Source organism: Paraburkholderia sp. SIMBA_030 (genome assembly GCF_046535245.1).
Lineage (GTDB): Bacteria > Pseudomonadota > Gammaproteobacteria > Burkholderiales > Burkholderiaceae > Paraburkholderia.
This window is the reverse complement of sequence record NZ_JAWRXB010000013.1, coordinates 107,501-125,977: the sequence shown is the minus strand read 5'-3', so window position 1 is coordinate 125,977 and position 18,477 is coordinate 107,501. Positions and strand designations below refer to the sequence as shown.

15 protein-coding genes and 1 pseudogene are annotated in these 18,477 nt (G+C 59.3%); 5 read left to right on the top strand and 11 right to left on the bottom strand.

Features of this window, described 5'->3' with window-relative positions:
- The first annotated feature begins 129 nt into the window (after window positions 1–129).
- The 3 genes from SB772_RS22800 (at window position 130) to SB772_RS22790 (ending at window position 3,386) form a co-directional block, all read left to right on the top strand.
- Window positions 130–1,659 (top strand): ABC transporter substrate-binding protein, encoded by a 1,530-nt coding sequence (locus tag SB772_RS22800; RefSeq protein ID WP_410835590.1) that lies wholly within the window; start codon window positions 130–132, stop codon window positions 1,657–1,659.
- Window positions 1,660–1,759: 100 nt separating this feature from the next.
- On the top strand, window positions 1,760–3,037 hold the full coding sequence (locus tag SB772_RS22795) for an NAD(P)/FAD-dependent oxidoreductase (protein WP_410835465.1): 1,278 nt from the start codon (window positions 1,760–1,762) through the stop codon (window positions 3,035–3,037).
- A gap of 16 nt (window positions 3,038–3,053) precedes the next feature.
- The gene (locus tag SB772_RS22790) at window positions 3,054–3,386 is read left to right on the top strand and encodes a DOPA 4,5-dioxygenase family protein (protein WP_410835589.1); all 333 of its coding nucleotides are present in this window, start codon (window positions 3,054–3,056) and stop codon (window positions 3,384–3,386) included.
- 31 nt (window positions 3,387–3,417) lie between these two features.
- On the opposite strand, the gene SB772_RS22785 is transcribed toward SB772_RS22790, so the two are convergent.
- The 8 genes and pseudogenes from SB772_RS22785 to SB772_RS22750 all read right to left on the bottom strand — a co-directional run.
- Entirely contained in the window at window positions 3,418–3,729 is a 312-nt protein-coding gene (locus tag SB772_RS22785; protein WP_410835464.1) for a high-potential iron-sulfur protein, read from the bottom strand.
- Window positions 3,730–3,911: 182 nt separating this feature from the next.
- Complete coding sequence (locus tag SB772_RS22780; RefSeq protein ID WP_410835463.1) at window positions 3,912–4,715, bottom strand: ROK family protein; 804 nt, start codon at window positions 4,713–4,715, stop codon at window positions 3,912–3,914.
- 183 nt (window positions 4,716–4,898) lie between these two features.
- Window positions 4,899–7,664, bottom strand: coding sequence for an MGH1-like glycoside hydrolase domain-containing protein (locus tag SB772_RS22775; RefSeq protein WP_410835462.1), 2,766 nt, complete (start codon window positions 7,662–7,664; stop codon window positions 4,899–4,901).
- A gap of 51 nt (window positions 7,665–7,715) precedes the next feature.
- The gene (locus SB772_RS22770) at window positions 7,716–9,695 is read right to left on the bottom strand and encodes an amylo-alpha-1,6-glucosidase (RefSeq protein WP_410835461.1); all 1,980 of its coding nucleotides are present in this window, start codon (window positions 9,693–9,695) and stop codon (window positions 7,716–7,718) included.
- A gap of 559 nt (window positions 9,696–10,254) precedes the next feature.
- Window positions 10,255–10,470 (bottom strand): tlde1 domain-containing protein, encoded by a 216-nt coding sequence (locus tag SB772_RS22765; protein ID WP_410835460.1) that lies wholly within the window; start codon window positions 10,468–10,470, stop codon window positions 10,255–10,257.
- A 105-nt stretch (window positions 10,471–10,575) separates the two neighbouring features.
- Entirely contained in the window at window positions 10,576–10,815 is a 240-nt protein-coding gene (locus tag SB772_RS22760) for a hypothetical protein (RefSeq protein WP_410835459.1), read from the bottom strand.
- Between the two features lie 83 nt (window positions 10,816–10,898).
- A complete protein-coding gene (locus SB772_RS22755; RefSeq protein WP_410835458.1) occupies window positions 10,899–12,098 on the bottom strand; it encodes a hypothetical protein in 1,200 nt (399 codons plus the stop codon).
- Window positions 12,099–13,470: 1,372 nt separating this feature from the next.
- Window positions 13,471–13,647: pseudogene (locus tag SB772_RS22750) on the bottom strand (succinylglutamate desuccinylase); the annotation flags it as partial.
- 326 nt (window positions 13,648–13,973) lie between these two features.
- On the opposite strand from SB772_RS22750, the gene SB772_RS22745 reads away from it, so the two are divergent.
- Entirely contained in the window at window positions 13,974–14,501 is a 528-nt protein-coding gene (locus SB772_RS22745; protein ID WP_410835457.1) for a phasin family protein, read from the top strand.
- A gap of 286 nt (window positions 14,502–14,787) precedes the next feature.
- Here SB772_RS22745 and SB772_RS22740 read toward each other — a convergent pair whose 3' ends face one another.
- Together SB772_RS22740 and SB772_RS22735 are read right to left on the bottom strand one after the other, a co-directional pair.
- Window positions 14,788–15,060: a helix-turn-helix domain-containing protein gene (locus SB772_RS22740; RefSeq protein WP_410835456.1), complete on the bottom strand. Its 273-nt coding sequence runs from the start codon at window positions 15,058–15,060 to the stop codon at window positions 14,788–14,790.
- A 511-nt stretch (window positions 15,061–15,571) separates the two neighbouring features.
- Entirely contained in the window at window positions 15,572–15,952 is a 381-nt protein-coding gene (locus SB772_RS22735) for a response regulator (protein WP_410835455.1), read from the bottom strand.
- A gap of 266 nt (window positions 15,953–16,218) precedes the next feature.
- On the opposite strand from SB772_RS22735, the gene SB772_RS22730 reads away from it, so the two are divergent.
- Window positions 16,219–16,530: a hypothetical protein gene (locus SB772_RS22730; RefSeq protein WP_410835454.1), complete on the top strand. Its 312-nt coding sequence runs from the start codon at window positions 16,219–16,221 to the stop codon at window positions 16,528–16,530.
- A gap of 317 nt (window positions 16,531–16,847) precedes the next feature.
- Here SB772_RS22730 and SB772_RS22725 read toward each other — a convergent pair whose 3' ends face one another.
- On the bottom strand, window positions 16,848–18,476 hold the full coding sequence (locus SB772_RS22725; protein ID WP_410835453.1) for an acyl-CoA synthetase: 1,629 nt from the start codon (window positions 18,474–18,476) through the stop codon (window positions 16,848–16,850).
- Window position 18,477: the final 1 nt, after the last annotated feature.

The following is an 18,477-nucleotide window of genomic DNA, read 5'->3' as shown; positions in this document are numbered from 1 at the left end:
ATACGATGCTGCTAACGAGACCTCGAAAATCTTCTCGCCGCCTACACAACGTTGCCTGGATCATTTACCTCTGCGGAGCCAATTCAAGTGAACGACGAAACGAATAGCCGCGGCATCAGCCGCCGCGACATGATGCGCATGTTGGCTGGGACCGGCATGATGGTCGCCGGCGGGGGACTCCTTACGGCCGCGCCCGGCGCGCTTGCCGCCGGAGTTCCGAAGAAGGGCGGCAGCATTCGTGTCGCCTATAACGCGGGTTCGGTATCGGATACGCTCGATCCCGCAGCGGGCTCGACCGGCGGCGACTATATCCGCTTCTTCATGTTTTACAGCGGCCTGACGCAGCTTGACGAAAGCCTGACGCCGCGCATGAACATCGCCGAATCGGTGTCGAGCGCGGACGCGAAGACGTGGATCATCAAGTTGCGCCCGGGCGTGACTTTCCACGATGGCAAGACGCTTACGCCGGCCGACGTCGTCTATTCGCTGATACGTCACAAGAATCCGCAAACGGCCTCCCGCGTGAAGACACTTGCCGACCAGTTCGCAAGCGTGACGGCGAGCGGGCCAAACGAAGTGACGTTGACGCTGCAGGTGCCGAATGCGGATCTGCCCGTGATTCTCGCGACGCCGCAACTCGTCATCGTCAAGGACGGCACGATCAACTTCAACTCGGCGATCGGCACTGGTCCCTACAAGCTGAAGAGTTTCAAACCGGGCGCGGGCACAGTCGGCGTGCGCAACGACAACTACTGGAAGCCGGGGCAGCCGTATCTGGATCAGATCGAACTGATCAGCATCAGCGACAACGCGGCTCGTGTCAACGCGCTGCTCGCCGGTGACGTACACCTGATCAACTCGGTCGATCCTCGTTCGACGCGGGGTATCTCCACAACGCCTGGGTACGAGGTCAAGGAGACCAAGTCGGGTCTGTACACGGACCTGATCATGCGCCGTGACAACACGCTCACGGGCAACCCCGACTTCGTGAAGGGTATGAAGTACATGTTCGATCGCGAGCAGATCCGCTCGGCGGTGTTTCTCGGCTATGCGGTGATCGGCAACGATCAGCCGATTCCGCCGGGTCATCGATACTTCAATGGTTCGCTGCCGCAGCGCAGCTTCGACCTCGACAAGGCGAAGTTTTATATGCAGAAGGCCGGCGCGGTCGGAGCCGCATTGCCGCCGATCTATGCCACCACGGACGCAAACGGCTCGGTTGAAATGGCGCAGCTGATCCAGCAAACGGCCGCCAGGATCGGCGTGAATCTGAGCGTGAATCGCGTCCCCGCGGACGGCTACTGGTCGAATCACTGGATGAAGCACCCGCTCGGTTTTGGCAGCATCAACCCGCGGCCTAGCGCGGATGTGCTGTTCACGCAGTTCTTCAAATCGGACGCGCCGTGGAACGAATCGGCGTGGAAGGATCCAAAATTCGATCAATTGCTCGTGAGCGCGCGTGCAGAGACCGACGACGCAAAACGCAAACAGATGTACGGCGAGATGCAGGCGCTGGTCACGGACGAAGGCGGTATCGGTATCCCGTCGTTCATCAGTCTGATCGATGCGAATGACAAGCGCCTCAAAGGGCTTGGCTCGATTCCGACCGGCGCGATGATGGGTTTTTCGTTTGCCGAATATGCGTGGTGGTCGGCCTGAGCCAGGCGGGTCCTCGCTGTTGATCGCTACGGTGACCGGCTCGCCGCGAACGCTTCGCTGGCGAGGCCGGTCTGCTTCGAAGTATTCAATCGAAAATTCAATGAAGCTAGATTCGTACTGGCTGGACACCGCCCCCGTATTCAATGAGGGCGCCGACGGTCCCGTAGAGGGGCGCAGCGATGTTGTCGTGATCGGCGGCGGCTTTACGGGCTTATCGGCCGCACTGGAACTTGCCGTGCGTGGGACGTCGGTCACGGTGCTCGAGGCGGGGCGGGTAGCGGGCCAGGCGTCGGGGCGAAACGGTGGGCAGTGCAACACCGGCGTCGCGCAAGACTTTGCTTCACTCGCGGCGAGCGTCGGGCTGGAACAGGCTCGCGAGTTTTATCGCGCGTACGAAAGCGCGGTACAGACGGTGGAATCGATAGTGACGCAGCATCGGATCGACTGCGATTTCGTACGTAGCGGCAAGCTCAAACTCGCGGCGAAGCCCAAGCACTTCGAGAAACTCGCGCGGACCTACGAAGTGTTGCATCGCGAGGTCGATCAGGATATCGAATTAATCGAGCCGGCGCGCATGCGCACTGAGGTCGGTTCGGATGGTTTTCATGGCGGACTGTTGCAACGCAACGGCGCGCAGATGCACATGGGCAAGTTTGGCGTGGGGCTCGCGCAGGCGGCGGCGCGTCACGGGGCGCGCATCTTCGAGAACGCGGCAGTGACGCACATTAAGCGAACCGACGGCGGCGGCTACGAGATTACGTCGGCACGCGGCCTGGTTCGGGCGGACAACGTCCTCGTGGCGACAGGGCCTTCCCGGCAGGGCTCGCTGCAATGGTTCCAGCAACGAATGGCGCCTGTCGGCAGTTTCATCGTGGTGACGGAGCCGCTTTCGAAGGGGCAACTGGACGCGCTTTTCCCTCAGCGGCGCAACTACGTGACCTCGCTGAACATCGGCAACTACTTTCGCGTGACACCCGATAACCGGCTGCTGTGGGGCGGGCGAGCCAGATTCGCGATGTCTGATCCGCGCTCGGACGCGAAGAGCGGTCACGTGCTGCAAGCCAACCTCGCGAAGTATTTTCCGGAGCTGTCTGCAACGAGGGTCGACTATTGTTGGGGCGGTCTCGTCGACATCACAGTGGACCGCCTTCCGCGCGCCGGACAACATGACGGGCTCTACTACTCGATGGGCTACAGCGGACACGGCGTGCAGATGTCCACGCATATGGGCCGGGTGATGGCAGACGTGATATACGGTTCCGCCGAGGCCAACCCGTGGCGCGCGCTGCCCTGGCCGCCGGTGCCGGCGCATGCGGCGCGCCGGTGGATGCTGCCGCTCGTCGGCGCCTATTATCGGATCCAGGACATCGTCCATTGACATGACGCGGTGCTAGCTGGCGAGCCGATCACGACGTTGCGTATCCTGCTCGGACTCGAGCAGCCGCGACGCCGCGTGGGCCTTTCGCGAGAAGATCGACGCGCATTGGAACGGCAAGCTGCAATTGGGCCGCTTTCACGAGCGTCCGGTCGGACCGCATCCGATGTGGTCGTATCAGCTCGCATTCGGCCAGGAGCAGTTCGCCGAGATTGTCGGCTGGCTCGCGCTGAATCACGGCTCGCTCGATGTCTTTCTACACCCGAACACCGGCGATGCCCTGCGCGACCATCGCGATGCGGCCGTGTGGATCGGCCATTCGCATCAACTGTTGCTGGACGCGTTGCGTTGACGCGCGCGCGAACAGCGCCCGTTCGTTCACATCAGATGTTTGAATACGAACTGCACCAGCCGCGCGCGGCGACCTGCTTGTCGCCGAACAGCGTGCAGCCGCCGTAGGCGTCCGTGGCCTTACCCTGGAACAGCGAGCAGTTGCCGCACGTTTGTCCGGCGGTGTAGCCGGGGAATTTCGCCTTGTCGACCTTGGAAGCGTCCTCTTTATAGCCGACGGCTTGCGCCTTCGGATCCGCTTCGCTGAGCTTGCCGCCTGTGTCGGCGAATGCGGCACGCGAGAGCACGAGCGTCGAGCCGACGCCCACGCTCAATATCAGAAAGTTTCGGCGCGATGTTTTCATGGTGATCCGGTGAAGTTGGCAGTCTGAGACGATTCTAGCCCGCCGGGGCAGTTTCTCGCTTGCAGCCTTGCAGGCTTGCCTGCGGTGCCGGTCGTTGCTTGCTTTGTTTGCCTACGCGGCGCCGTTGTTCGTGTATCTGCGGCGCGGCGTTGGCAAACAACCCCGCTGCGCAGCAAAAAACCTCACTTGAAAAGACCAGCCCGCTGATTAGCCTCCGGCAATTGTCGCGTCTCCCGAACGGATTTCGGATGCCACAAACGCGCCCCGCCCTCGATACCGGCATCGTTCGACACAATCGCGACGTTCGCCGGCAAATCTATCGTCAGCCGCGCAGCATTCCCACCCCCGATCCAAAGCTTGTCGTAATTCACCAGCGCCGCAAGAATCCCGATCACCTTCTCGACGCGTCGATTCCACCGCTTATTCCCTGCCTTCTCGCGCGCCGCCTCGCCGATGTACTCGTCGTACGCCATACCCTTCTTGCTGACCGGATGATGCGCAAGCTCCAGATGAGGCATCAGTTCGCCGTCGCGAAAGAGCGCCGTTCCCGCGCCGGTGCCCAGCGTCAGCACGAACTCGATGCCGTGGCCTTCGATCGCGGCAAACCCTTGCATCTCGGCATCGTTGATCATTCGTGCCGGCAAACCGCCCAAGCGCCGCGCCAGTGAATCGGCCAGCGGAATGTCATGCCAGCCTTCAACGCCGAAGTGCGGCGCGGTCAAAATGCGGTTGTCTCGTACCACGCCCGGAAAGCCGATCGACATCAGCGTTGCCGGCGCCTTCTCGACTAGCGGCTCCACTAGCTTCACCAACGCATCCACCAGTTGATCCGGCGTGCACGGATGCGGCGTCGCTACCCGCAAACGCTCGGTTTTCATGTGCCCGGCACCATCGATGATCGCGGCCTTCAACCCCGTTCCGCCGACGTCGATCGCCAGAATCCGCTCGCTGCCGCCTGTCGCTTTCTTCTTACGTGTCGTCGCCATCGCGCCCCCCGATTGTGTTGCTGCGTTTCATGAAGTTACTTCTTCTCGACTGCGTTCCTTTGCAAAGGCCGCCATGCATGTCCATTGCATGCGAGCAGCGCATCCGCTTCCGCGGGGCCTTCGCTGTCGGCCGCAGATAGAAAGGCACCCTCGCTCAACGCCAGTTCTCGGCGACCACGCGAACTACTTCGTCGCGGCGGTCGCCAGCGCAGGCTCAGGCGTGTGTGCCGGTGCGGGAGCCGGTTCCGGTTCGCCGGTCAATGGCACATTGCCCGATCCGGCCATCGCTCTCGGTTGCAACAGCAACGCAACCAGCCCGCTCCACCCGGTTTGATGCGAAGCGCCCACGCCGCGCCCGTTGTCGCCATGGAAATACTCGTGGAACAACACGAGATCGCGCGAACGCGGGTCCGCCTGCAATAACGGATACGCGCCCATCACCGGCCGCTCGCCGTCCTTGTCCTTGAGAAACAGTGTGGTTGCGCGGCGCGCCAGTTCGTCGGCGATTTCGCACAGCGAAAACTTCTGCCCTGAGCCGGTCGGATACTCGACACGAAAATCGTCGCCGTAGTAGCGATGAAATTCATACAACGATTCGATCAGCAGGTAGTTCACCGGCATCCACACCGGCCCGCGCCAGTTCGAATTGCCGCCGAACACGCGTGAGTCCGACTCGGCTGGCAAATATTTGACGCAGAAACTGTTGCCGTTGAAGCTGAACTCAAACGGCTTGTCGCGATGCACGCGCGACAGTGCCCGCACACCGTGATCGGAAAGGAATTCGCTTTCGTCGAGCGCACGGCGCAACAATGCTTTCATCCGATGTCCGCGCAACACCGACAGCAGGAGGCTATTGCCCTTGCCGGGCTCATTCCAGCGCGATACCAGCCTCGCCAGATCGGGCCGATGCTGGAGGAACCAGACGAGCCGCTCACGCAGACCCGGCAAGCCGCCATGCAGGCGTTCTTCGAGTACGTGTACGGCAAATAGCGGAATCAGCCCGACAATCGAGCGCACCCGCATCGGCATGTTGCTGCCGTCCGGCAGGCGCAGTTTGTCGTAGAAGAATTCGTCCTCGCTGTCCCATAGACCGGTGTCGCAACCGTCGTCGCAACTGACGGCTTGGGCGATATACAGGAAGTGCTCGAAAAACTTCACACCGATATCGACGAACACATGGTTCGCATACGCCAGCTCGAGCGCGATGCGCATCAGGTCGAGCGCGTACGCGGCCATCCATGCGGTGCCGTCGGCCTGATCGATGTGGCCGCCGGTCGGTAGCGGCGACGAGCGATCGAAGATGCCGACGTTGTCGAGGCCGAGAAAGCCGCCCTGAAAAATATTGTGGTCGTCGGCGTCCTTGCGGTTCACCCACCAGGAAAAATTCAGCAACAGCTTGTGGAATACGAGTTCGAGAAAATCGCGATCCGCCTTGCCGGTCAGCCCCCGGTCGATTTCATAGACGCGCCATGCGGCCCATGCATGCACCGGCGGATTCGCATCGCCGAACGCCCATTCGTACGCGGGTATCTGGCCGTTCGGATGTTGGTAGCGATCCTTCACGAGCAGCAGCAATTGACGCTTCGCAAACGCCGGATCGATCAACGCGAAAGCAGCCGCATGAAACGCCAGGTCCCACGACGCGTACCAAGGGTATTCCCACTTGTCGGGCATCGACACGATGTCCGCGTTGCACAGATGCCGCCACTCCGCGTTGCGGCCGCGCTTGCGGCTCCCGGGCGGCGCAGGTTGCAGCGGATCGCCTTCGAGCCAGCGCTGCACGTCGAACTGGTAGTACTGCTTGGACCACAGCATGCCGGCGAGCGCCTGACGCTGCACGAGGCGCGCATCGGGATCGTCGATCTCATGCTGTAACGCTCCATAGAATTCGTCTGCCTCGGCGATGCGGTGAGCGAATACCGCGTCGGCGTCGAGCAGGACGTCATCCGGACTCGACTGCGGGCGCCAGCGCATGTACACCACGGCGCGGCCATGCGGTGCGAGTTCGAGCGGCGCGTGCGCGGCGGCCTTGGTGCCGGCGTCGTGGCGCACCGCCTGGGCATCGCCGTGCACGAGGTAATCGTTGAAACCGTCTTTGAACGGGCCCGCGCCGTCCATGTTGAACAGGCGCTTGACGTTGGTGTCGTTCTCGCAGAAAAGCCACGTCAGTTGCGGCGCATCTTTCGACCACGCGGTCACGACAATCGGCTCATGACCATGCTGACGGCCGACTACATGTGCTTCGCCGCTATGGTCTTCGCCGGCGACGAGCGTTGGCTTGTCCTTGTTTTCCTTCCACGACCACGAATTGCGCGCCCAGATCTGCGGCAGCACATCGAGCGATGCCGCCCGGTCCGCGCGATTCTCGATCGTCACGCGCATCAGGATGTCGTCGGGGGCATGTTTCGCATACTCGACCTGCACGTCGAAATAGCGCGAATCGTCGAACACGCCGGTATCGAGGATTTCGTACTCCGGCATATCGGCGCCGCGCCGCGCGTTCTCCTGAATCAGATCGTCGTAGGGAAAGGCCGCTTGCGGGTACTTGTAGAGCATCCGCATGTACGAATGCGTTGGCGTGCCGTCGACGTAGAAGTACAACTCCTTCACGTCCTCGCCGTGATTGCCCTGCGCGTTCGTGAGGCCGAACAGGCGTTCCTTGATAATCGGATCGTTGCGGTTCCACAGCGCAAGCGAGATGCACCAGCTGAGCTTGTCGTCGCCGAAACCGGCGATGCCGTCTTCGCCCCAGCGATACGCGCGGCTGCGCGCATGGTCGTGCGGGAAGTAGTCCCATGCGGTGCCGTTCGCGCTGTAATCCTCGCGAACCGTTCCCCATTGACGCTCGCTGAGATAGGGTCCCCAGCGTTGCCAGTGGTCACACTCGGCCGAATGCAGGCGCGAACCTTCAGTAGTGGCGAGTAAATTGGCAGCGCGCAGCGGTGGCATGAATACGTCCTTGCGTCGAGCCTGGCGGCGGGATTCATATCGTAGCGCGGATTACGCGGCGATGGGCTCCATCCGGGCAAGCAGATATTCGATGCGTAACAGCTCGCCCAGCGACCACGCCTGAAACGGCGTGCCGGCGGGCGTGTGCGGCGCGTCGCCGTCGGCGATTTCGGAGAGGTGGTCGAGACCGGCGTGGTCGAGATGTGCATACAGCGGGTCGAGAAAGCGCGTTTTGGCTTGCGCGCGGACCTCGTGCCCGGTCGCGTGAACCCGCAGCCACGCTTCGATAAAAGGGCCCAGTAACCACGGCCAAGCGGTACCTTGATGATAGGCGCCGTCGCGTTCCAACGGCGTGCCGGCGTAGTGGCCCTGATAGGCGGGATCGGACGGCGCGAGCGTTCTTAAACCGAGCGGCGTAAGCAGCTGCGCTTCGACCTGATCGACTACCGCACGTGCCGCCACACCGTCGAGTAATTGAAACGGCAAGCCACCCACGGCGAAAATCTGATTCGGCCGGATCGAGCGATCGACGGCGCCTGTTACGTGATCGACGTCGATGTTGTCGAAAAGCGCTTGCGTCGACGGATCGATAAAGCGTTCATGAAACGCTTGCAACGCTCGCTCGGCGGGCTGCCGCCATTGCGAATTCCACATTGCCGCGATGCGCAATGCGTTGATCCAGAGTGCTTGTACTTCCACTGGTTTGCCGATGCGTGGCGTGACTACCCAGTCGCCGACCTTTGCGTCCATCCACGTTAGCTGCACGCCGGGCACGCCCGCGCTCAACAGTCCATCGTCAGCGGACGCCTTGATCCCGAAGCGCGTGCCGTTCGTATAGACCGCGAGGATGGTTTCCACTGCCTGCTGCAAGCACGTGCGCGTGGCGGCGGTGGCGTGATGGGTCGCCAGATAGTCGTGCACGGCGATGACGAACCACAACGACGCATCGACGGCGTTGTATTCCGGCGTGTCGCCATAGTCGGGGAAACGATTCGGTAGCATGCCTTCAGACAGCGTGCCGGTCCATTCGAGCAGGATCGCTTCGGCGTCGCTATATCGGCCCGATGCAATCAGTAAGCCACGCATGGCGATGAACGTGTCGCGGCCCCAATCGGTGAACCACGGAAAGCCGGCGACAATCGTACGGCCTTCGTTACGCGTGACGACATAGGCATCGGCGGAACGCTGGAGGCGGGAGCCTAGTGCGGTGCGGCGTTGTTGTTCGATGTTGGCGAGTTGCGTGGCGTGGGCGATGGCAGGTTCAATGTTTGCAGTCTTCGCCGCTGTCGCTATGGATGCGCTCAGGATCATCACCGCTTCGCCATCGGCGAGATTGAAGCTAAACACGCCGGGCGTCGCGAGATCCTCGCTGAAATCGAGACCACGCTCGCGCTCGCGGACGTAGCAGAAGTTTCGATACCAATCAGGTGCGTGCGTGTAGGTGCCATTCGTTACGGCTTGAATGGTCGGCAAGTCGCCGTAGGGTTGCCAACTGACGCGCGCTTGCTCGTCATTCGTTTGCGCGTTGAAGTTGAACGCGGGATTTTCATGGTGCAGCGCATGATAGTCGCGGCCGGAAAGCAACGGCCTGACCTTCAACGTGAACGCGTTCGCGTTGGAGGGTTGTTCGGAACCCTCCGCGCGCCAACGCAAAACCGTTTCGCGCGTTGTCTTGCTGACGAACACTTCGGCCGTCAGCAGCGTTTGCGCGTCGAGTTGAAAGCGCCATGTCGGCCACGGCTGAGTGTCGAAGTCCAACAGGCTCGCCGTCACGTCCGGATAGATCACGTCCGGCACATAGCGCTGCGTGCTTAGCGGATAACGCTTGCCGTTGGCCTCGAGCCACGCCTCGACGCCGTTGACGAGCACGACGCGCCCGCCCGGGGCACGCGTGGCGGTCAGCAGCAACGCGTGATAGCGGCGCGTGCGTAACGTGCCGGCGGTGCCCGAAGCGAAACCGCCGAAGCCGTCTGCTTCGAGCCATTCGTCTTCGAGACGCGAAATGTCGAAGGGTCTGCCGATGCGTGTCATGGACTTACCGGGGTTATGCAAACCGCAAATCTTTCGGTGTGCCTGGACTTCGGGCGCGTGGCGCGCGTGAACATTCGCCAGCTTATCGCGTTCCGTTGCCTTTCGAGAAATCGACGCGAATTGTTAAGTTTTGTTGGCTTGCGAACGCTTCATTATTTCTCGAAAGAAATGGAGGCTGCAGCGATAAGCTGGGGAAGATGTCGGCCGTAATGCACGACGCAAACGATGCGGCCTCAAGCGCCGCGCAGGACAAAAAAGCGGCACCGCGCACGCGAGCAAACGCAAGGGGCGACGCAACTCCCACCATCACGACGTTGAGCGTCGCTTCGACTTATAGCACTGCCAGAGTCTCACTGTCATTACATAGAGAATGATCGTCACAATCAGGTCTATGAGCGTCATTGCTCCGATATAAAGCAGTTCGTAATCGCTTATTCCGAATTTATCCGATATTTCGATCAGTAACTGCTGTTGATCTAATGTCATCGGTAGCGGGTAGGTGTGGACATATCGCACAGATATAAAAAATACTCCCAAAAAGAGAAGTATCTTGCAAACTTTACGGGCAAGTTTCACCAATTGTTACTACCTCTATCCAGCCATAAGCACGTGCCCCTGAATTGCCAGCGGGAACAGTCGTTGTGTCCAGTAGTGTTTGCCGAAGTCTCCGAAAATCCGCGAGACTTTTCAGCGTGATACATCCGAATGAAAGTCCGGCCCCGCTAGCGGGATGTAATCGAAAATTGCCGCGTCTTACACCGCTTAAGTTCGCCAATTAGTTTTATCTAAAATCCGGTGGCATCCATGCAATTCTGCGCAGTTGTTCAAACAATTAAGAAGGCGCGATCAATCGCACCTTCTTTCGTTACGGATGCCTATCTTAGTCGGTTATTCCACTCACACGCTGCCCATCTGGAACGAGTTCGGGGTGCTTTTTGTAAATCGGAATGAGCGCTTGCTCGAAGACCATGTACATCACCTCTCCCATGGCTCGTTTGAAATTATCAACTTCTTCGACGGAGCAATGCTCCTGAACGAAGACAATCGTTTCATCAATCGATGCATTGATTTTCAGCATTCGGCTGCATACTTCCGAGGCTACTGCCTTATCTTCAATCATTTACGTAGCTCCTTTTAAATATCCTGCCCTCACCAGCGAGGGTATCCGAGTTCCAAACGATCTGTTGATACACACCGCTATGCCTATATTCTTGGGCATCCACGCATCTCCGCACAATCGTTGACACAGTTCCAGAACGTGATGCCAAAATCGCCAGTGGGCAATACTGTATATGAACACTTCGAGCGGCATGTAGTTCTGACAGCTTGGCAATCCGAGCCGTCCTTGCATTTCACGAATCCCGATGTTTGCGCAGCAGCACTCGGGAACAGTTTCGCGTAGAGCGCAGTCCGTTGTGACAGGTTCGGAGTCAACACCGGGAACGGTAGCTGGTTCTGCGCTGCAACCTGAATTTCAATCGGATCATCCGCGACGGGTTTTCCGGTCTGTGCGTTGAAATAAAGGTCGTGGAGGAACAGCGGCCATGCGAGGCGCGCTTGAATGAACCCGCAATCCACACATACGGCGCTAATGCTCTGTGTGGCATCGGACGTGATTGACTTCAACCAGCCAAGACGGCTTGCAGGAGGTCCTACAGGGTCGATACCCGCCTGATAGTTATCCAGCCACTTATCGGTATCGTCACTGCTGATTGCAACCGCAGCCCCGCCATTGGTTGCTACTGTGCCGCTGCGAGATACCACACGACCATCCGGCGAATAGCCATGGTCTACGATCAGTAGCCGACGGGGCCGGCCGGTTGCGACTATCGGCTTCTCATCGTATGTGAGCCGGGTAACTCGTCCTCTGGGGTCGTAGGCAATACGTGCCTCGCGGTAGTTGCCAGTTTGCAAGGTCACACGGTGAGCTGCATCGCGATCCTGATTGCCAAAGAGCCACCCGGAGACGAGATTCTGTGCTGTGTTGAGATTCCCTGTGAAGTCGTAGAAGTAGACCCAATCCGCCGTCTTGACGTTGTTAACGTAAGTGATCGCTTCGACCAGCCGGTTAAACTGATCGTAACGGGCGCCAATAGTGCGCTGCTGTTGGCCGTCCCAGGTTGCCTCGAAACCGGCCTCGCCAGTCAGATCGTTTGTGAGGCGCTCGCTATATCCAGTAACGCTGCCATTGTTGTCATACACGAACGACATTAGCTTGCCTGGCATGGCAACTACCGCAGGATGAAGGCTCGTTGCATCGGCGTACTGCACCGAAGTGACCGAGACACCGGACGTGGTTCGCACCGTCGCTTTCACCGGGCGACCCGTATTGTCGTAACTATAGACGGCATTGCGCCCCGGTGCTGTCGTCCCCAGGAGGCTGCCCGATGTATCCCATGTCATCCCGCCCGATACTGAACCACTACTGCCGGTTAGCCGAACCTTGTCACCAATGGTCGAGAACGAAAGCGTCCTTGCGCCGTTGCTATCCGTGACAGTTGTCGTTCCCGTGCCATACGCAAACTGTACGTTTTGTGTCGTGTCTGGATGACTGACAGTAGTCGCCCGCCCCTGTGCGTCGTATGTCCACGTCGCAATACGCGAACCTGTTTCGTCAACTATGCCGGTCAGCGCACCTTTGAATCGAGAGTCTCCATAGACGTACTGTCGGACGTTTCCATCTGGCCACGTGACAGAAACGAGGTTGCTGCTTGCGTCGTACTGGTACAGAGTAAGGCGTCCCGCAGGATCGACCAATCGCGCAATACGACCTTTATCGTCATATTCCAGGCGAAGTGTAAGATCGTAGAATGGTTTGGTGTCAGGGCCATGCTGCGTGATCGCAGTAAGAGCCGGCCCGACCGGTCATAGCTCAACGTTCGGATGAACCCCGTCTTGGTAACCTCTGAGAGCAGAACACCTTGCGTAGAGTACGTCTCGGTGGCTTCTGTCACTAGGTCAGTGAGCGTCCAGCCCGCACCATTCTGCGTCAGTGCAAGGCCGCTAAAGCTCTTCGTTCGCCAAGAGTCATTCACCCAGCTGAACGTTAGCGGCTCCCGTTTGCGCGGTATGCAATGACGTTGCCGGAACCACCCGCTGCTCCATGCCGCCCGGTGTATTGCTCGTTACATCAAGGCGGCAGGTCTTCGTACCTGGCGTTGCGCCGGACTTTGAGTAGAGCGTGAAGCAATCGTCCGCGCTCGCCCCGAATGCGCAAAGCAATAACATGAACGCGACTAGTAGACGGGTAAGGCTACCCGTTGGCCGACGAGACGGATTTTTTGTTTTCGTGAATCTCCCTGCTGTAGCACATCGTTAGAAATGCGTAATAATTCGATACTGGACGAAGGAGCTGAAAACCAGAATAAGAGAATTCTGAAATGCACAGGTATGCAACACATCTTCACAAATGCGTGCGATCAGGAAAATTCTCGCAGGACCGGTGTTTGATCTGCGCGTCGATACCGCCTGTGAAGTCAGAAGATTGATTGACGCCTGAGCCGAGCAACATTTGCCCGAAGCCCAAGGGCGAAGTGTCATCGCGTTGGATGGATTTCGCATCATGCCTAGACCGACCGGCCAAAGCTAAATGGATGCCGACTGACTCTCGTCTCGTCGGCACATAAAAAGCGCGAATTGCTCACGCCTTGTTCTTGCTGCGGTGTGATGGCCGCAAGTGGTCGTTAGTGTCGTGCTGCAATCGCTTGCGTGCCTGCGTTTGACTCGCCTGCGAGGCACACAGACAACAAGCGCCGCGTAGGCAAAAACAAAAAACTCATGCCCCCAACAAAACCCCAGTCCGAAACCCCCGCGCACCAGTCAAACGCCCCAACGGCGCGCCAGCCGTAACAAACCGAATAGCACGCCGCATATAAAACACACCTTCGGTTTGACTACAGACAGTAGTCGTCTCATCAGTCAATGGATCGACAATATCAAACAGCCCTTGCCCACGCAGAATGGCGGAATTTCACGGCGCCGGCGATTTTTGTATTGTTGCGTGCGTTTTCGTTGGTCAGGATAATACTGTATATATTGTTTATGTTGCCGCCGGCCGGCACCGCAGCACGCGTTTTCGTAGCAACGTTGAGCGGGACCTCGCGGCTAACCGCGCCTGCTGTTACTGAACACGTCGCGTGAGGAGCGGCCCATGCCGGACAAGTGCAAAAAGCTACAACAGAAAAAGAACGCGGATGCTTGGTGGCATTAGCTGCCACGCATCGTTGCATTGCAAGAACCAGAGTCAACAACCCACAGTTCTGACACGGAGGCACACAGATGATTGCACAGGTCCCTGAACAGTTCATTGCGGGACAGAAAGCAGGTGTGGACGCGCTCTTTGGCTTCCTGAATGCCGTCTATCCGGGCGTTGAAAAGCTGGTCGATTTGAATGTACAGGCGGCGAAAGCCTCGCTGGCCGAAAACCATGCGGTCCTGGCCGAGGCCGTATCTGCCAAAGACCCTCAGTCGTTGCTCGAGTTGCAGAGGCGACAGACCACGTTGACGAACGAGAAGGCGCAGGCCTACTGGCGGCACGTCAATGAAGTTGTCACCGAGACCAGAAGTCAGCTACTCGCGCAGAGCCAGAAGCAGGTGAACGAGTACGTTCGTGAAACTCAAGCGCTCGCAGACAATCTCGGCAAAAACGCGCCAATGCAAAGCGGCACGTTTGCTGCATTCTGGTCGAAGAGCTTCGAAGCGATGCGAGATGCGGGAGCCGCGTTCCAGCAGCAGTCCATGGGGGCGAGTAGGGAAGCCGTGGAAGTCATCGACAAGGCCCGCAAGGTCGTCACGGCCAAGGCGTAAAACTCGAGGCCGCACCTTGGAGGATGCCAGCTTTCGAACGGTAACGCTTCGGGTGTGAAAAAGCCGGCGCGAGGTGCGCCGGCTCTCCGACGCCACTTCACTTTTAGCTTCATTGCCCCATCAACCCGGCTGACGAGCCGACGACCGAGCGGACAGAAAAGCACGGGCACAGTCGTACCGGATTGAATCGATGGTCCGCGCGGTGGCGCGTCGGGCACATCCGGCGTATCGCGTACGGACGCACGGCACGCCGACCCTATGCGCCGCCGTTGTCACGTAATGCGGACTAGGCGTCCTGAGTCTGCCCGGTGCAAAGCCAGTGAACGTCGAGATTGAGGTCGGCGGCAAGACGCATGCAGGCGTCCAGTGGCGGCACGGTGATTCCATGTCGCCAGTAGTCCACGTGGTTTTTGCTTACGCCCAGCGCGGTTGCTGCGCGCGCCGAACTCAGGCCGTTCCGTTTGAACGCCCTGTCAAGGCGGGCGGCCAACGCCCGTCTCAGGCGGTCGTTCTCGATGCTACGCTCAAGGTGGCCGCTGGCGGCATCCTGGTTCATCATATTGACATCTCTCAGTACTGTTTTTTAATCGCCGCCGGGCAATTCGCGGCGTCGAGTCACGCTACTTGTCCCTCATGACGGCCTTGTGACTTTGCATGGCAACGGCCAGTCAAGTGGTGGTGAATGCGATGAACGGTTGAGTGCTCCTGACAAAGGGACATCAAGGGAGGCGTTCGTCGCTGATGGATAGGGCTGGTCGTCCCACGCAGGCCCTTCTTCCCTTCCGGAAATCCGGTTTCAGCAATACCTATCGTCCGTTGCACATACAACGTTTTTTAACAGCCGAAATTGCAATGAACAATAGGAACTTGCGGGAAGTGACGCCATGCCAATCAGGCGTCAACTTTTCGATAAGTCCGGACACCACCGCTGGCAATCCAACAATGACATTTGTGGTAGCTACCATCGCCGCGTTGCCTAAAACAACGGCTTGCGCGATAGGGCGTTGAGGTAACTGTCGTCTTGCACGGTTGGATGCAACTATGATGAGGCGCGACGATGTGCTGCGTGTCTAGGCCGCCAGTAGAAAGCTCACATCGCTTCTGCTACGGGCGTCTTCGATGACCTGCATGAGTGCTTCGGAGGAGAACGGCTTCTGCAGACAGACATCGAAAAGCCGGACAACGTCCTCCTGGCTGTCAGCGTCTCCCGTCATGGAAACGACGAAAGGCCCGGGGTGAACCGGCGATTCCTTCAGCGACAGTGCCACAGCGCTGCCTTTGATGCCGGGCAGGTTCTCGTCAAGGAAAGTGAGTTCAAAGGCGCCGGTACGAAGCAGCTTCAGCGCGGTTTCGCCATCATAGGCCACGACAGCCCGGTGGCCGTAGCATTCCAGCAGAAAAGCCAGACTGTCCGCAACAATTTCATTATCGTCAACGACGAGCACGTTCATTCAATGTTCCTATTACGGGAAGTTCGCGGCTCTGCCATGAATGCTTCTTTTGTAATACGTATTATCAAATGGCGTTACCTATCCGTTTGGTCTGCAGACTAATTTTTAATTATAATCGTCCATGCGTTTGGCAGGCATTTAATACCGCTCAGTTCGACCGCTTTTCCCGGGAACGCCCAGCAGAGTGCGTCATGGACTCAAGCTTTATGTTTGCCCGGCCGACGCGAGAATGGCCGCGAGGGCCTGCATGTCAATCGCTTGGAGAGATGGTGGTCAAAGCCCGCAGAAAGCGCAGCATCGTGGTCTGCCCGCGACGCGTCTCCGGTGAGCGCGATGAGCCTTGCCTGCCGGAGACCCGGCCTGCGCCGGAGTTCCGCAGCGAGGGCAAAGCCGTCGACCGGAGGCGTGACTCGAATCGGGTGGACGACGAAGCTACGCACCAGACGGCTGATGAGCAGAGCGACGTTCCCGGCATAGAGCCGGACGAGGACATTCCGGACGAAGAAACGCCTGCCGAACCTTCTCCTGGCGACGTACCGCCAAACGAGGAAGCGCCTCAAGGCGATGCACTTAAATGAAAGCAGTAATGGCCCTACCGACTTGAGGCAAGCTCCTTTCCAGCAACGGCTGCGGTGCCTCCGTACAGAGGCACCGCGGTTATTATTTTGCGCGCCGCGCCCGAGTGATATTTCTGGCGGAGTCGAATGCGAGGGAAGCTCGGCAACGCGGGGGCGGCGAGGACACGCAACGTCACGCAAAATCAAGCACTTGACCGCAGTCATGCGCAGTCGCGCGCACGCCCGCCGCACTGGTGTCTGCCAGAAATCTGCCAGACGTGACACCCGCCGCCCGCGCCGGCGGGCAACGCCGACTGCCCGTCGCCCGGCAGCTACAGTTAGGGAGTTCGCAACTCCCGCCGGATTATCTTTCCTGTTGAGGTCATTGGAAGCGAATCGATGTATTCGACGAGCCGTGGGTACTCGTGTGCAGCCAGACGCATGCGCACGTGGTCCTGCAATTCCCGGGTCAGCTTCGCCGAAGCGGTGAATCCGTCGGCTAGAACAACGAATGCCTTCACCACCTCGGTGCGTGCGGGGTCCGGCACGCCAATAACCGCTACCAGCTTCACGGCCGGATGACCGAGCAAACAGTCCTCAATCGGTCCTGGCCCAATACGGTATCCAGCGCTCGTGATTACGTCGTCGTTGCGACCCACGTAGTGGATGAATCCGTCCCCATCCATGCAACCAAGGTCGCCTGTCAGCAGGTACGCTCCCGCGAACTTCTCGGCGGTAGCCGACGGATTGTTCCAGTAGCCAAGAAACATCACGGGGACCGGCGAACGAACCGCAATGTTTCCAACCGCGGCTGTCGGTACGGGCACGCCCTGGTCGTCCACTATCCGGATGTCATGACCTGGCACGGCCCGCCCGATTGCTCCCGGCCGGGCCGCGAACCAGGCGCCGCAGGAGGACACGACCATATTGCATTCGGTCTGGCCATAGAACTTGTTCATGGTCACGCCCAAAGCTTCCCGGCCCCACCCTAGGAGTTCGACGCCCAACGATTCCCCGCCGCTTGCGACCGAACGCAGATGCAATTGCCAGCGGTCTAAAGGCGCCTTTTCGGCACGCAGCATCTTCAGCGCCGTCGGTGGCAGGAAAACATGCGTGACCCCATGACGGCTCATCAAATCGAAGGCAGACGCCGCATCGAACTTGCTGAAGCGGCGTGAGAGCACCGGCACGCCGTGGTGCAGGGCGGGCAGCAGTACATCGAGCAACCCGCCAATCCATGCCCAGTCGGCTGGAGTCCAGAAAAGGTCGGCTCTCCTGATACTTCCACCGTGTGACATCTCCACGCCGGGCAAATGGCCCAACAGAACGCGGTGGGCATGCAGTGCGCCTTTGGGCTTCCCGGTAGTTCCTGATGTATAGATGATGACCGCCGGGTCATCGGCGCTGGTCTCCACGGGCTCGAAAGCGTCGGACTCTGCATCAATTGCGTCGTCAAAGTTTTCGGTACCCTCAACTGCCGTGACGCCCGAACCGGAATCGGTGACCAGGACGGTCACCAATGCTGGCAGCTTCTGCCTGATGGCGGCAATTTTTGCTGCTCCCCCGCTATCGGTGACGAGCACGCTGGCTCCGCTATCGCGCAGGCGGTACTCCAACGCTTCCTCTCCGAACAATGCGAAGAGCGGAACGGAAATCGCGCCTGCCTTGAAGGCGGCAATATGGGCAAACGCGGTTTGCGGCGACTGGGCGAGGAGGATTGCGACGCGACTTCCTTCCGTGACACCGCGCTTTCGCAGGCAGTTCGCGGTCTGATTGCTTCTGCGCCGGAGTTCGCCGAAGGAGACGCGGGTGATGTGCCCGTTGCCGTGCTCGTGAATCAGCGCCGGCTGCTGCGGGTCGAGCGCCGCCCACTTATCGCACACATCCACCCCAATGTTGTACTTTCCGGGAATGTTCCAGCGAAATTCCTTAACTGCAGATTCGTAACTGGTGTCTGCGCGCAGCATG

Excerpts from the sequence above, each read along its gene's own strand:
- SB772_RS22745 (WP_410835457.1), top strand. The coding sequence starts at position 13,974 with ATGATTGCACAGGTCCCTGAACAGTTCATTGCGGGACAGAAAGCAGGT.
- SB772_RS22795 (WP_410835465.1), top strand. The coding sequence starts at position 1,760 with ATGAAGCTAGATTCGTACTGGCTGGACACCGCCCCCGTATTCAATGAG.
- SB772_RS22800 (WP_410835590.1), top strand. The coding sequence starts at position 130 with ATGATGCGCATGTTGGCTGGGACCGGCATGATGGTCGCCGGCGGGGGA.
- SB772_RS22785 (WP_410835464.1), bottom strand. The coding sequence starts at position 3,729 with ATGAAAACATCGCGCCGAAACTTTCTGATATTGAGCGTGGGCGTCGGC.
- SB772_RS22730 (WP_410835454.1), top strand. The coding sequence starts at position 16,219 with ATGGTGGTCAAAGCCCGCAGAAAGCGCAGCATCGTGGTCTGCCCGCGA.
- SB772_RS22725 (WP_410835453.1), bottom strand. The coding sequence starts at position 18,476 with ATGCTGCGCGCAGACACCAGTTACGAATCTGCAGTTAAGGAATTTCGC.
- SB772_RS22735 (WP_410835455.1), bottom strand. The coding sequence starts at position 15,952 with ATGAACGTGCTCGTCGTTGACGATAATGAAATTGTTGCGGACAGTCTG.
- SB772_RS22755 (WP_410835458.1), bottom strand. The coding sequence starts at position 12,098 with ATGACATGGGATACATCGGGCAGCCTCCTGGGGACGACAGCACCGGGG.
- SB772_RS22760 (WP_410835459.1), bottom strand. The coding sequence starts at position 10,815 with ATGATTGAAGATAAGGCAGTAGCCTCGGAAGTATGCAGCCGAATGCTG.
- SB772_RS22780 (WP_410835463.1), bottom strand. The coding sequence starts at position 4,715 with ATGGCGACGACACGTAAGAAGAAAGCGACAGGCGGCAGCGAGCGGATT.
- SB772_RS22775 (WP_410835462.1), bottom strand. The coding sequence starts at position 7,664 with ATGCCACCGCTGCGCGCTGCCAATTTACTCGCCACTACTGAAGGTTCG.
- SB772_RS22740 (WP_410835456.1), bottom strand. The coding sequence starts at position 15,060 with ATGATGAACCAGGATGCCGCCAGCGGCCACCTTGAGCGTAGCATCGAG.
- SB772_RS22770 (WP_410835461.1), bottom strand. The coding sequence starts at position 9,695 with ATGACACGCATCGGCAGACCCTTCGACATTTCGCGTCTCGAAGACGAA.